At 72.1% G+C, this 13464-nt stretch carries 13 protein-coding genes, 3 tRNA genes and 1 pseudogene; 6 read left to right on the forward strand and 11 right to left on the reverse strand.

Translation table 11 applies throughout. The annotated features are described in order from the left end of the window. The 4 genes from B4M60_RS06950 to B4M60_RS06965 all read right to left on the reverse strand — a co-directional run. The coding region (locus B4M60_RS06950; protein WP_291081552.1) for a hypothetical protein at positions 1–194 on the reverse strand (194 nt) is incomplete at its 3' end. A gap of 174 nt (positions 195–368) precedes the next feature. Further along, the gene (locus B4M60_RS06955) at positions 369–1097 is read right to left on the reverse strand and encodes a hypothetical protein (RefSeq protein ID WP_291081554.1); all 729 of its coding nucleotides are present in this window, start codon (positions 1095–1097) and stop codon (positions 369–371) included. After that, positions 1094–2080: an ADP-ribosylglycohydrolase family protein gene (locus tag B4M60_RS06960; RefSeq protein ID WP_291081555.1), complete on the reverse strand. Its 987-nt coding sequence runs from the start codon at positions 2078–2080 to the stop codon at positions 1094–1096. Before B4M60_RS06960 ends, B4M60_RS06955 begins: the two co-directional genes overlap by 4 nt. After that, complete coding sequence (locus B4M60_RS06965; RefSeq protein ID WP_291081556.1) at positions 2077–2889, reverse strand: T3SS (YopN, CesT) and YbjN peptide-binding chaperone 1; 813 nt, start codon at positions 2887–2889, stop codon at positions 2077–2079. The genes B4M60_RS06960 and B4M60_RS06965 overlap by 4 nt, the downstream gene beginning before the upstream one ends. 85 nt (positions 2890–2974) lie before the next feature. Here B4M60_RS06965 and B4M60_RS06970 point away from each other — a divergent pair, with 85 nt between their 5' ends. After that, positions 2975–3667, forward strand: a complete 693-nt coding sequence (locus B4M60_RS06970; protein ID WP_291081558.1) for an NrtR DNA-binding winged helix domain-containing protein — start codon at positions 2975–2977, stop codon at positions 3665–3667. Here B4M60_RS06970 and B4M60_RS06975 read toward each other — a convergent pair. Next, the gene (locus B4M60_RS06975; protein ID WP_291081560.1) at positions 3649–4569 is read right to left on the reverse strand and encodes a DMT family transporter; all 921 of its coding nucleotides are present in this window, start codon (positions 4567–4569) and stop codon (positions 3649–3651) included. The genes B4M60_RS06970 and B4M60_RS06975 overlap by 19 nt on opposite strands. A 206-nt stretch (positions 4570–4775) precedes the next feature. Between B4M60_RS06975 and B4M60_RS06980 the strand changes: the two genes are divergently transcribed. Beyond that, the gene (locus tag B4M60_RS06980) at positions 4776–5660 is read left to right on the forward strand and encodes an oxygenase MpaB family protein (protein ID WP_291081562.1); all 885 of its coding nucleotides are present in this window, start codon (positions 4776–4778) and stop codon (positions 5658–5660) included. A gap of 46 nt (positions 5661–5706) precedes the next feature. Here B4M60_RS06980 and B4M60_RS06985 read toward each other — a convergent pair whose 3' ends face one another. The 3 genes from B4M60_RS06985 to B4M60_RS06995 all read right to left on the reverse strand — a co-directional run bounded on the left by B4M60_RS06985 (position 5707) and on the right by B4M60_RS06995 (position 7063). Further along, complete coding sequence (locus B4M60_RS06985) at positions 5707–6753, reverse strand: FUSC family protein (protein ID WP_291081564.1); 1047 nt, start codon at positions 6751–6753, stop codon at positions 5707–5709. Between the two features lie 98 nt (positions 6754–6851). Then, positions 6852–6924: transfer RNA gene (locus B4M60_RS06990), tRNA-Arg, on the reverse strand. 47 nt (positions 6925–6971) lie between these two features. Next, positions 6972–7063, reverse strand: a tRNA-Ser gene (locus tag B4M60_RS06995). A gap of 105 nt (positions 7064–7168) precedes the next feature. Between B4M60_RS06995 and B4M60_RS07000 the strand changes: the two genes are divergently transcribed. From B4M60_RS07000 to B4M60_RS07010, 3 genes are all read left to right on the forward strand, one after another. Beyond that, positions 7169–8227, forward strand: coding sequence for a pyridoxal phosphate-dependent aminotransferase (locus tag B4M60_RS07000; RefSeq protein WP_291081566.1), 1059 nt, complete (start codon positions 7169–7171; stop codon positions 8225–8227). A 120-nt stretch (positions 8228–8347) separates the two neighbouring features. Continuing rightward, positions 8348–10117, forward strand: a complete 1770-nt coding sequence (locus tag B4M60_RS07005; protein ID WP_291081568.1) for a bifunctional metallophosphatase/5'-nucleotidase — start codon at positions 8348–8350, stop codon at positions 10115–10117. A gap of 279 nt (positions 10118–10396) precedes the next feature. Beyond that, on the forward strand, positions 10397–11269 hold the full coding sequence (locus B4M60_RS07010; protein WP_291081580.1) for an alpha/beta hydrolase family protein: 873 nt from the start codon (positions 10397–10399) through the stop codon (positions 11267–11269). A gap of 9 nt (positions 11270–11278) precedes the next feature. On the opposite strand, the gene B4M60_RS07015 is transcribed toward B4M60_RS07010, so the two are convergent. Then, positions 11279–11364: transfer RNA gene (locus B4M60_RS07015), tRNA-Ser, on the reverse strand. A 139-nt stretch (positions 11365–11503) separates the two neighbouring features. Between B4M60_RS07015 and B4M60_RS07020 the strand changes: the two genes are divergently transcribed. Beyond that, positions 11504–12544, forward strand: a complete 1041-nt coding sequence (locus B4M60_RS07020) for an NAD(P)H-quinone oxidoreductase (RefSeq protein ID WP_291081570.1) — start codon at positions 11504–11506, stop codon at positions 12542–12544. A gap of 4 nt (positions 12545–12548) precedes the next feature. Here B4M60_RS07020 and B4M60_RS07025 read toward each other — a convergent pair whose 3' ends face one another. Then, a complete protein-coding gene (locus B4M60_RS07025) occupies positions 12549–13100 on the reverse strand; it encodes a PadR family transcriptional regulator (protein ID WP_291081572.1) in 552 nt (183 codons plus the stop codon). 4 nt (positions 13101–13104) lie between these two features. Continuing rightward, positions 13105–13464, reverse strand: a pseudogene (locus B4M60_RS07030) (nitronate monooxygenase); the annotation flags it as partial.

A 13464-nucleotide genomic window follows, 5' to 3' on the forward strand; every position in this document is an offset into this window, starting at 1 on the left:
CCCGGGGGCGGGCCGGGGACGCCGACCTGCGGCGCCCCCGCGCGCCAGACCGGGGCCCCCTCGGGCGAGCGCATCTGCCGGGCGACCGCCGAGAGCCCGGCCCGGACCTCCGCCACCTCCGCGGTGATGCGTCCGAGCCGGGCGTCGAGGTCCGCGAGCGTGCGCAGGACGTGGTCGGGCTGCTGGGGGTTCACCCCTGGATCCTCCCCCGCACCGCCGAGCGGCGTCCACGACTCCCTTTTTCCCGGCTCCCCCGGGAACCCTCGCGGTGGCCCTCAGAGCTGATCCTTTGCCCACCACAGGAACTCGCCGATGTGCTGCGTGTGCTCGAACCCCTCGCCGGCGAGCTCACGGAGGAGGTCGTTGCTTCACACCGACAGTCGCCCGAGCGACCAGTCGACGGAGTCCGGATCCGGCAGTCGGAGACCCCAGATCGACCGTGCGATCTCCTTCTTCCCGGCGTTGCCCGTGTAGGTGAGAAGCGGAACGAACCGGCCGGGGTCGTCCACCCAGAGGACCCTCGTCAGCAGGGCCTCCTTGAACCCCTTCATCTCCACGCTCGCGGAACCGTTCACCAGTGCGCTGAAGCGGTCCTCCAGATCGAGACCCTCCCCACGGAGGAGGTAGTCGATCACTTCCCGGACTCTCTCCGCCGCCTCCCGCTCGCCCAGCTCGTTCCATGCGCTGTTGAACACGGACATGTTTCCCGGGTTGCAGCCGATGTTGGAGTTCGCGAAGTCCTTGAGGACCCCCGGCGCGCATGCGGCGAGGCCGACGGAGGAGAACACCTGCTGGTAGCCCTCCAGGTATCCGGCCACCTTGCTGCCGGAGTCGCGGGGACGTGCGAGGAACTGGATCTTGACGGCCTCGACCTCCGCCACGCGACCGGCGTCCGCGTCCGACGGCCCGGGCAGTTCGCCGCGCACGGTTGCCGCAGGACGCGGGATCCGGCGCGGGGCCGTCACGACCGGGGCCCGGGTGTGCACCAGGTTCGAGCACTCCTCGCAGAAGTAGGCCTCGTCCGCCCCGCCGTCCACGGAGATAGGGGCGAGCGAGTCGCCGGAGTGGCACATCGGGCAGGTCGGGGTCTTTTTCATGAGGTCGGGTCTCTCTGCAGGTCAATTATGTCGGTCGCCATCTTTTCCAGGTCGCGCGAGTCGATACCGGGGTAGCCGTGGCAGACCTCGCGCCATTGAGTGGGGAACTGCGCGGCTCCCCACCGAGCTCCGAGTAGCGCCCCTGCGATGGACGCGGTCGTGTCGGTGTCGTCCCCCACCGCGATCACCTCGGCGAGTGCGGCTCGTACGTGGGCCTCCCCGTCACGCCCGTCGACCGTATGGTTGATCGCCGACCACGCCGCCTGAAAGGCGGTCACCACGAAGCCGTTGGGCGTGAACGTGTCCGGAAGGCGCTGTTCGGCCTGGTCGATCAGGTCTTCCCACCGTTCACGAGAGGACTCATCGAGCGCGTCGAGCCCGGTACGGACGTCGAACTCCTCGTGGACGACCGCGTGCCGGATCGCCAGGCTCCAGAGCACACAGGCGTCGCCGGCGAGCGGGTCCGCGTGCGTCAGCTCGCTCACCGCCCGGGCCGCCGAAGCACAGGCCACCGGGTCGCCGAGGTGCGCGAGCGCAACCGGGGCGGTGCGCATGAGCGAGCCGTTCCCGGCGGAATGGGCATGCTGGGCGGCGTAGTGGCGGGCCGCGCCGGCGAGCTGCTCGCCCGTCGGTCCGTGCCCCGCGGCCCGCACCACCTGTCGCGTCTGGATTCCGACGTCCGGCGGTCCGGAATCCAGCCAGGTACGGAAATTCTTGGCCACCGCGGTCAACGCCCGGGCGCTCGCGAGCTCGAGTCCGCGCGCTGCCACCTCGGCCACGCTCCACGTCATCGCGGTATCGTCCGTCCACTCCCCCGGCGCGAAGTCCCCGATCCCGCCGCCGATCATCCCCGGCCCGTCCGGGCCCGGGTGCGCGCTGCCGAATTCGTAGCCGGCGCCCAACGCGTCACCCACCGCCGCGCCGAGCAGGACCCCCCTGGCGCGGTCATACCTCGTCGTCGTCATCTCGCCCTCGCTGCTCACGCCGCCATTCCTCCCAGCCGGTAGGCCAGTTCGTCCCGGTTCTGCCGGAAGTCCTGCGCGAAAGCGCGGAGCATCCCCTCGAGGTTCTCCGCGGAGAGCGGCCGCGCCGGGAGCATGATCTTCTGGAACACGTTGCGATCGCGCATGTACCAGGTACTCCACGCCCCCCTGCGGTTGAGCAGGTCCAGCTCGACGGCGGTGTTGCGGCGGCTGTAGACGCCCCGGACGACCATCGACCAGGCCTCGATCATGCCCCCGTCCGCCCGGAACAGGACAAAGGCCGTCGTGCCGGCGAGGTCGAAGGTCAGGTCGCCGTCGTCGTCGACGCCCGGTTCCTGTCCGAAGACCTCCCTGATCACCCTCTCCACCATCGGGCGCAGGGTCTCCGGACCGCCGCGGGCCGGCTCGCCCCCGCCGCTTGTCGGCTCGCCCACCGTGCCCGCGACCGCGAGCCCCAGGCTCTCGGCCAGCCGCGCGGCGCCGGGCCCGTCCGCCCGGGCGGTGAACAGTTGGGGGTGCGGCAACCGCAGATCCTCGCGCGCGGCCCGGACGATCGCCTGGGCCAACTCGAACGCCCCGCTCTCCCCGACGCGGGCCACGACCTCCTCCGCGGCGGTGCTGCCGGAGATCCCGCGCGTCACCCACATCCATCCCCGGTCGCGGTCCGCGCGGATGACGAGCTGAGTGCTCCAGCCGTCCCTACCCGACGGCGCTACCAGTGCCAGCGCCTCGCCGTCCTGCACGTCGCCCAGTCGGCAGATAAGCGTGTCGAGGAACATCCCCCACGCGCACTCGGTGGCCTCCCGCATGTCATCGCCCCTTCCGCTCGGATCCATCCTTTAGCACTCTCAACGCGCTAAACATTAACACGCGACTCGCGCTAATGTGAAGGGCGTGTCCGATCTCGACCGATTCCCCCGTCCCGCCGTGGCCGTGGACCTGGCGATCCTCACCGTCACCGACGCCGGCGGCCCCGACCCCCAGCTGCGGGTGCTGGTCCTCCGCCGCAGCGACCCGGACGGCTGGGCGCTCCCCGGGGCGTTCCTCCGGGAGCGCACCACGGTGGCCCGGACCGCCGATCACGTGCTGCGCGAGAAGGTGGGGATCACGCCGCACGCGACCATCCGGCCGCGCCTGCTCCGGCTCTTCGACGACCCCGACCGCGACGACCGCACGTGGGCGGTGTCGGTCGCGCACGCGCTCCCCCTGCCCGAGTCCGCGCTGCGCGGAGCGCGCGGCAGACTCGCGGGGGTCACCGCCGGCGGCGGGCTCGACGGGGTGGGGCCGCTGCTGTTCGACCACGACGCCATAGTCGACGCCGCGATCCGGGACGTGCGCGAGCGCTACGAGATCCGGCTGCGCTACGTGGACGTGGGCCCCGACCCCGACGGCTTCCTGCCCGAGCCGTTCACCCTGCACCAGCTGCGCCGCGTGCACGAGGCCGTGATCGGCGCCGAGCTGCACAAGGACAACTTCGCGCGGCGGATGAAGCCGCACCTGGAACCGGTGAGGGGCGACGACGGCGAGCCCGCCCTGGCCACGGCGCTCCGCGGTCGCCCGGCCGCGCTCTACCGGCGTGCGCGCTGACCCGCCGCGGCCGGCCGGGACCGCAGCACCAGGACCACGCCGACCGCGCTGATCGCCATGCCCGCGACCGCCACGAGGGTGACCGGGACCCCGAACATGAGCCACACCCACAGCATGGTGGTGGGCGGGGTGAGGTACAGCAGCACGCTGGCGACCGTGGCCCCGCGGGTGCGGGTGACAAAGACGTAGAGGACGTACCCGCAGAGGGTGGACAGCAGCACCAGCCAGGCCACCGCCGACCAGAACCCGGGGTCGGCCGGAACCCTGCCCTGCCCCGTCAGCAGCATCGCCGCGACCAGCACGACCGCCGCGACGACCGACTGCATGGTGATGGACTGCAGGAGCGACTCCGTGGGGCGCAGCCGCTGGGTGAGGACCGTCCCCGAGGCGAGGCTGAGCATCCCGACCACCGGGAACAGATACGCCCACCACGGCGCGATCCCCGCGCCCAGCCCACCGGAGACCACCACCACGACGCCGGCCATCCCCAGGAGCATGCCGATCCACATGCCCGTGGTGGTCCGCTCGCCCAGGACCCGGCCCGCGACGGTCGCCACGAGCAGCGGCTGCAGCGCCGCGATGAGGGCCGCCGTCCCGCCGTCGACGCCGAGGGCGACGCCCTGGAAGATCATGAACAGGAACACGGCCTGGCTGAACAGCCCCACCACGCCCTGGCGCGCCCACGCCCGCCGGTCGGTCAGACGCACGCCCAGGACGAGGCAGGCCGATACCAGCAGGGCCCCGAGGATCGAGAAACGCCACCCCAACAGCTGTAGCGGGGTCCCGCCGGCGCGGATGCCGAGCTCGGCGCCGACGAACCCGGAACTCCACATCACGACGAGCGCCACCGACGCAAGATGGCCGGCGTTGCGGCGGAACGCATCTCGGGCGGACTCGGTCATCGGCACAGCCTACGAAGGGGCCGACCTCGTCGTCGTGGTACCGGACGCCCCACCCCCGGCGACGCCGCGGGGGCGGCCTCCCTCCGCACCGCGGAGCTCATCACGACGAAAGCGCTCGACCGCCGGGGTGAAGGACTTATTATCGCGGTGACCGCTTCCCCCCTGGACGCCCGGCGTCCTCTCCCCCTCCCCGAAAGAGCCGCGCCATGACCGAGACACCCGTGCCCCTGAGGCTCTCCGACGCACCCCGCGCCGACGACGGCCACTACGGCCCCGACAGCGTCTCGTGGCGGGTGTTCTCGGACCCGTCCTCGGGACTCGGCGCGAAGAACGCCCTCTTCCTCCAGATGCTCGAGCCGGGAATGATGACCCACTTCGAGCGGGTGTCCCTGACCAGCGAGGGCGCCGACGAGATGGCCGCGCGATTCGACCGCACGGCCGCGTACCTGCGGGACTCGATCTTCGCCGACACCGCCCACGCGGATGCGGCGGCCACGCGCGTCGATCACCTCCACGAGCGGGCGAGCTGGACCAACCCGGAGACCGGCGAGGTGGTCAGCGCCAAGCAGCCCGAGTGGATGCGGTGGACGTGGTGGACCTACATCTGGTCCGCGGTGCGCGGCTACCAGGAGTTCGGCCCGGGCCTGTCGACCGAGGACTCGAACCGCGTGGTGGTGGAATCGCACCGCGGCGCGAAGCAGCTGCATGTCCCCGGCCCGTACTTCGAGACCTTCGAGGAAGTCGACCAGTACGTCAGCGACGGCCTCAACACCAAGGCGTTGACCATCTTCGCGGCGATGGCCGGGCACTCGCTGCGCCATCCGGACGTGAAGGGCCCGGTGGCCAAGTGGGTCACCCGGCAGATCCTCAACGGCGTGCTGTCGCTGCTCCCCGATCAGGCCAAGCTGTTCTTCGCCGTCGAGGACCGCAGCGCCAAGGAATTCGCCCGCGGCGCCCGGTTCACCAAGCTCGTCGCCACCCTCGCGCGGAAGAACCGGACCGCCGAGGACCTCATCGCGCAGGCGATCGGCGAGTCCGTGGCCGCGCCGTACCAGCGGGTGCGGGTCAAGCGGCGGCCCGCCGCGGCCTGATCCACCATCCCGGGCCGCCCGGCCGCCGGACCGGCGGCCGGGCGGGTCACGGTCCGGTCCGGTCCCGGGCGGCCCTGGCCGCGTGCCAGACCAGGTACTGGTGGCCGCAGGTCATGAGGATGAGCGCGGCCGCCGCGCCGATGAGCGTGTAGCCGGCGCGGTCGGCGATGGCCTTGGCCAGGTCGCGGGTGCCGCCTGACGTCTGGAGCACGACGGCGGGGGTGAGGAACGTGACGAACACCCAGTAGGGCAACCGGAGATTGGCCCACGCCGCGAGCAGCGTCAGCGCCGCGGCGAGCGCGCCGATGAGCCCGGGCAGGTGGCGGAAGTAGTACACGACGACCGCCGCGAGGGTCGATCCGACGAGGGTGCCCACCACCCGGTGGCCGACCCGCGTGACCATCTCGGCGAAGTGCGGCTGGACCACGACGTAGAACGTGAGGATCATCCACCACGAGGTCGGGGGAAGCCAGGTCAGCGCGATGAACGACCCCACCGCCACCATCCCCCCCAGCGACACGGCGAAGAACCCGGCGGCCCGCGCGGAGACCGGTTCCGGCGCGGTGACGTGCATCCGCCGCAGCGCGAACGGCCCGAGGCATGCCGTCCACACCCCGCCCAGCAGGAGGACCGCCAGGGTCACCAGCATCGCCGCCGGGGAGGAATCCGCGTCCACCCGTCCCGATGGCATGGCCACGTGGAGGTCGCCGATCAGGGCGAGCGCGGCCAGCGGCGCCGCGAACGCGAACATGACGTGCCAGCCGCGCACCGCCACCAGCCCGGTGACCGCACCGAGCACCATCATGTAGCCGGCCCCCACGACCGCGGGCATGTCGCGCAGCAGCAGGGACACCCCGACGATCGCCGGGGTGAGCGCCGCCGCCCCCAACGCCAGCCGCCGACTGGTGAACAGCCCCATGAGCGCCGGGAGCATCCCCAGGTACCACAGGGAGCCGTTCGCACTCCACGGAGACAGGTCCAGGGCGACGATCGGTGCCACGACCAGGAGCGCGACCACCACGAGGACGGCCACGTTCCCACGCGGGGGCGCGGTGGACGTCTCCCCGGACGGCTCAACGGTTGCTGTGCTCACGATGCAAAAGTGCCACATCCCGGGCGCGACGCGGGCGATATGGGCTGCCGAGACGAGCGAGACGCCCCCGCCCGGAGGGGCGGGGGCGTCTGCGGTTGTGCGCCCGAAGGGATTCGAACCCCTAACCTCTTGATCCGTAGTCAAGTGCTCTATCCGTTGAGCTACGGGCGCATATTCATCTGTCGTGCCAGTTCATCCGGTTTCCCGGTGCTCCGGCATGGCGGAGGCGAGAGGATTTGAACCTCCGGTCCCCTTTAAGGGGGACAACTCATTAGCAGTGAGTCCCATTCGGCCGCTCTGGCACGCCTCCTGGAGGCTCTGCTGAGCCAACGAGGGATAACAGTACACAGTGGCCGGGGCGGTGCGCAAAACGGCCGGCCGCCCGGCGGCCGGACGGGGGTCCTACTCTGTACCCATGTCCCCCGACGTGCGCAGCGACCTCGACGCCATCCCCTCGTACGTGCCCGGCGCGACCATCCCGGGCGCGATCAAGCTCGCCTCCAACGAGACCACGGCGGGCCCGCTCCCGAGCGTGGCCGAGGCGATCGCGGAGGCCGCCGCCGGCGCCAACCGCTACCCCGACATCACCGCCCGCGCCCTGGTCGGTCGGCTGTCCGAGTTCCTGGGCGTGCCGCCGCAGAACGTCACCGCGGGGTGCGGTTCGGTCGCGCTGTGCCAGCAGCTGGTCCAGGCGGTGTGCGCGCCCGGCGACGAGGTGGTCTACGGCTGGCGCTCCTTCGAGGCGTACCCGATCATCTCCCGCATCGCCCATGCCGTCCCGGTGCCCGTCCCCAACCGCGCGGACGGGACGCTGGACCTCGACGCGATCGCCGGGGCCGTCACCGATCGCACCCGGTTGATCTTCGTGTGCACCCCCAACAACCCGACCGGCCCGGCGATCACCCGCACCGACCTCTCCGCCTTCCTCGACCGGATCCCCGAACGGGTGACCGTCGCGTTGGACGAGGCCTACGTCGAGTATGTCCGGGGCGATGACCCGGTGGACGGCGTCGCCGAGTCCATGGCCCGGACGAACGTCGTGGCGCTCCGCACCTTCTCCAAGGCGTACGGGCTCGCGGGGCTGCGCGTGGGTTACCTGGTCGGGCCCGTCGACCTGGTGGTGCCCGTGGCCAAGATGGTCGTCCCGTTCTCGGTCAGCTCCCTCGCGCAGGCCGCGGGAATCGCCTGCCTCGACGCCGGGCAGGAACTCCGCGCCCGCACCGACGCCGTGGTGGCCGAGCGCACGAGGGTGCGCGACGCGCTGATCGACCTGGGGCACGCGGTGCCGGACAGCCAGGCCAACTTCGTGTGGCTCCCGCTCGGCGAGGCGGCCTCCGATTTCGACGCGCACTGCCGCGAGCACCTCGTGGTGGCCCGGTGCTTTGCGGGCGACGGCGTGCGCGTGACGGTCGGCGATCCCGGCGAGAACGACCGCTTCCTCACCGCAGCACGGGGATTCGTAACCGGAACGTGACCGTTCCGGCGGGGTCCCGTGACCTGACGACGGCACGATTGGCGAAGTTTGGAAGAACAGAGGCATCGTCCCGCACCACATGACGGCGGGCCCGCAGTGGCACGTCACCAAAGGAGCCGGATGGAGCAGCAGCGTTCGTGGCACGAGGTGGGGTCGGATCCACCCCGGACGTCCGGATCGGGTCGGCGCCCCGCCACCCCCTCTCTTCGCCGGACCGCCCTCGTCACACTGGCGATCCTCGCGATCGGGATCCTGGCGCTGACGCTGACGGTCCCGTCCGCGGGCGCACGGCCCAGCGAGTCGAGTCGGCCCCCGGGCCCCGCCGTCGAGACGCGGTCCGTCCGCATCCTCGGCATCGGCGAGTTCTCCGGGGCGCTCGCGCGCCCTGTCGGGTTCCAGGGTGAGCTCCGCGACGGGTCCGGGAACATCCGGCCGGCCGGCGGAGGCGCGCACCTCGCCGCCACGGTGAGCAAGCTCCGCGCCCAGTCCGGCGACGCGCTCCTGCTGGCCACCGGCGACTCGATCGGCGGAACCGCCCCGGAGACCGCGCTGCTCGACGACCGTCCGACCATCGAGTACTTCAACAGCATCGGCGTGGACGCGGTCGGTGTGGGACGGCGCGAGCTCGAGAAGGGCGCCGACCACATCCGCGGCCTGGTCCGGCCGAACTGCCGCACGGAGCGGGCCTGCCGCGTCGACCCCCCGCTGCCACCGTTCCGCGGTGCGGCGTTCCCGTTCCTCGCCTCCAACGCCATCCCCTCCCCCGACGCCGCACCGACCTTCCCGTTCGCCATCCATCGGATCGGTGGCATCCGCGTGGGGGTCGTGGCGGTCACCCTCCCGTCGGAGACCGCCCCCGAGACCACCACCCGCCTGTCGGACCCGGTGCGGGCGGTCAACGAGGCCGTGGAGTCGCTGCGGTTCCTGGGCGTCGAGGCGATCGTGGGGCTCGTGCAGTCCACCACCGTGCACGGCAACCTCGATCCCGGTGCCTGCCCGTCGGAACTCACGGCGCTCGACCTGGTCAAGCGGCTCGACCCCGCGGTGGACGCACTGATCGTCGGCGCCTCCGGCGGACCGGCCACCTGCCGGGTCCTGGACGCGGAGAGCGACGAGAGGGTGGTGATGGCGCCGGCCTCGCACGGGCGCTCGGTCTCGGTCGTCGACCTCGCCGTCGACCCCTCCACCGGTGACGTCGTCCGCCCCCGGACCTCGGCCTTCAACCAGACCGTCAACCTCGACATCGCACCGGACGCCGGCACGGAGGAACTCCTCCGGCAGGCGTCCGCCGCCGCGGCTCCCGAGGCCCGCAAGCCCCTCGGCTCCGCCACCGGGACCATCGCCCGGGCCATGGACACCAACGGCGAGTCCCCGCTGGCCGACCTCATCGCCGACTGCCAGCTCCACGCCGCCCGGGGCCGTGGTGCGCAGCTGGCCCTCTCCAACCCGGACTCCCTCCGCACGGACCTCCCGCGAGGCCCCCTGGACTACGCGACCCTGCACACCGTCCAGCCCTACGGCGACCGGCTCTATCTGGTCACCGTCACGGGCGCGGAGCTCCGGACCGCGTTATCCCACTTCGTCGACGACATCGGCGACAACGGCCCGGCGGTCTCCTCCAACGTGCGCTACACCGTGGACTTGCGGCGCCCCGAGGGCGACCGCGTGACGGAGTTGCTGGTCGACGGCGAGCCCGTCGATCCCGGCAGGGACTACACCGTCGTGGTCAACGAGTTCCTCTCCTCCCCGGAGTTCACCGGCTCCCCCCTCGCCGACCGCGGCGAACGCCGCGAGGCCGGGTTCACCGATATCGACGCCCTCATCCGGTATGTCAGCGAGGAGGGCCCGCTGCGGGCCCCCGCGCTCGGGCGGGTCCGAACCGTGGCCTGATCGGCCGGCCGGGGCTGCCGGGGCCACCTCCACATCGGGGGACCGTGGGCCCGATCCCGCTCCGGTAATCTAAGATTGATTTCATGACCGGGCCTCGGGCGCCTCGGTGGTCTCGGCAGAAGTCGACGGATGAAGCTCCTGTCGGACCGTCGATCAATCTGATGGATTCCTGAGAAAAGGGTGAGCATTCTGCAGCGACGGCGCACTCCCCGTCCCGCGAGGGTCTCGAGCATCGGCTCCGGCCTGGCGATCATCCTCGCGCTCGCGGCCGGGTGCACGATCTCCGACGGGGCTCCGGCCGTGGAGTCCGCGATCGCCCTTCCCGCGCGGCTCGACGAGGTCACCGTCCAGCGCTTCCAGTACCCCACGAACGACGAGGCCGATCCGTCCCAGAACTGGGCGGACCTCTACCTGCCCGCCGGGGCCCAGCGGGTCGATTCGATCCCCCTGGCGGTCCTCATCCACGGCGGGTCCTGGCAGAGCCAGGTCGGCGCGTACACGTTCGACCCGCTCGCCCGGGAGCTCGCCCACCGCGGCATGGCCGTCTACAACGTCGAGTACCGGCGCGTGGGATCGGGCGGGGGGTGGCCCACCACGTTCCTCGACATCGCGAACGCGCTGGACCACGTGGTCGAGGTGGACAAGAGGTTCCCCCAGATCACCACCGATGACGAGGTGGTGATCGGCCACAGCGCCGGGGCCCAGCTCGCGGTCTGGGGCGGCACGCGGCATCTCCTCGAGGACGACGAGGTGGGGGCGAAGCCGGCGTTCCGTCCGACCCGTGTGGTGTCCATCGCAGGCCCCCTGGACCTGGCGTACGCCGCGACCCACGGGGACGACAGGATCATCACCGCGATCGGCGGCACCCCCGCCGAGGTGGCGAGCCGCTACGCGATGGTGGACCCCATCCAGAACATCGACCCGGACACCCCGGTGATCGCGCTGCACGGTGGGCGCGACACCACGGTGGCACCCGAGAACTCCCGGCGCTACGTGGACGCGGTCACCCGCGCCGGGGGGCGGGCCAAGTTGGTCCTGTTCGAGGACCAGGACCATGTCTCACTCGTGTCCGGAGGCTCCAGCGCGTACCCCCGCGTGCTCGAGATCATCCGCCACGTGTCGTCGGCCGACCTGGACGAGGCGACCGCCTGACCCGGTGGGCGGAAGTGGAGGGATTTGAACCCCCGGTGCTGTTGAGGCACGCTCGCTTTCAAGGCGAGTGCATTCGGCCGCTCTGCCACACTTCCCCGCCGTCCGCCGCGACACGCGCGACCGCGGGGTTCCACGTGAAACCCGCGTCGACGACGCCGCTCATCGTAGTGGACCCGGCGCCCCACCACCCAGCCCGCCCGCCCAGGCCCGCCGTCCCGGCTACCGTCGGAGGGCATGAAGGCCATCGCGTACGAGAACGGTCCCGAGTCCCTGCACCTGGTCGAGGTCCGCGACCCGACCGCCGGCCCCGGTGAGGTCCTCATCGACGTGGCCGCGACGGCCGTCAACCGCGCGGACCTCCTCCAGTCCAGGGGCCACTACCCCCCGCCGCCCGGCGCGTCCGGGATCCTCGGCCTCGAGTGTTCCGGCCGGATCCGCGACGTCGGCGAGGGCGTGGAGGGCCTGGCCGTGGGCGACGAGGTGTGCGCGCTGCTCGCCGGCGGCGGGTATGCCGAGCAGGTCGCCGTTCCGGCGGGTCAGGTGATGCCGATCCCGGCCGGGGTGTCGCTGCACGAGGCGGCGTCGCTGCCCGAGGTGGCGTGCACCGTGTGGTCGAACCTCGTCATGACGGGTGGGCTCGGCCGGGGCGTCCTGGCCGCGGGAGCCCGCTGGGGCGAGGTCGGACTCGGCGCCCCGCGCGTGCTGCTCCACGGCGGGGCCGGCGGCATCGGCTCCCACGCCCTCCAGGTCTGCCGCGCCCTCGGGGCCCGCGTGGCCACCACCGCCGGCGGTCCGGGGAAGGTGCGGACGTGCCGTGACCTCGGGGCCGACCTCGCGATCGACTACCGGGATGAGGACTTTGTCGACCGGATAGGGGAATGGACCCACGACGACGAGAGGGGCCGCGGCGTCGACCTGATCCTCGACGTGATGGGCGCGAAGTACCTCGAGCGGAACATCGCCGCCCTCGCCCCGGACGGCCGCCTCATCGTGATCGGCATGCAGGGTGGGGTGAAGGGTGAGCTGAACCTGGGTGCGCTGCTCGCCCGCCGGGCCGGGGTGATCGCCACCAACCTCCGGGCCCGCCCGGTGGACGGACCCGGGGGCAAGACCGGCGTCTGCCGGGAGGTCGTCGACAACGTCTGGCCGCTGGTCGCCGCCGGGGACGTGACCACCCGCGTCTCCCGCGAGATCCCCCTGGAGAACGCCGCGGAGGCCCTGGCCCTGCTCGACTCCGGGGAGTCGCACGGGAAGATCCTGCTCACGGTCGCCTGAACGCTCAGTCCCCCGGCAGTCCCTCCAGGGCGGCGAGGGTGTCGTCGCACCAGGCGAGCCAGGCCCGCTCCCCCTCGATCCCCAGCCTGAGGACCCTGTGCTGGAGCGTGCCGCGCGGGTCGGAGGGGTCGACCGAGCGGAAGTCCCGCTGCTCGATCTGGCGGTATCGGTCGAGGTCGTCCTGTCGACGCCGCCGGTGGTGTTCCAGCGCGTGGCGGAGTTCCCGTGTCCTGCCGGTGGCCGCGGCCGCGCGGACGCGGACGGCGAGGGTCGACCGCATGGGGTCGGGCTCGTCCCCCTCCCCGATCCACCCCACGAGCAGCTCCGACCCGCCGGGGGTCACCTCGAACCTCCTGGGTTGCCCCCGGCGGGGTGGGCCCTCCTGCGGCAGTTCCCGGATGAGTCCGGCCGAGGCCAGTCGGTCGAGTTCGCGGTAGATCTGCTGGTGGGTCGCCGGCCAGAAGTATCCGATCGACCGGTCGAACCGCCGGGCCAGCTCGATCCCGCTGCCCGCCCGTTCGGTGAGGGAGGTGAGGATCGCGAACTTCAGTGACACCCGGTCAGCGGGTGGAGGAGACGGCCGCCGCGGTGGCGGAGAGCGCCCCCGACGCCAGCTCGTACTCGGTGCGGAGGCGGTCGACGAGCTCGCGGACCGTGCCCGTCGAGGTCACCGCCCCGACGCCCTGACCGGCACCCCAGATGTCGCGCCACGCCTTGGACTCGGCGGTCCCGCCGGTGCCGAAGTCCATCGCGGACGGGTCCGAGGTCGGGAGGTCGTCCGGGTCGAGGCCGGCCGCCTCGATGCTGCCCCGCAGGTAGTTGCCGTGGACCCCCGTGAAGAGGTTGCTGTAGACGATGTCCGACGCGCCGCTCTCCACGATCATCTGCTTGTAGGACCCGGGGGCGCGGGACTCGTCGGT

It is taken from the genome of Dietzia sp. UBA5065 (assembly GCA_002415925.1).
GTDB lineage: Bacteria > Actinomycetota > Actinomycetes > Mycobacteriales > Mycobacteriaceae > Dietzia.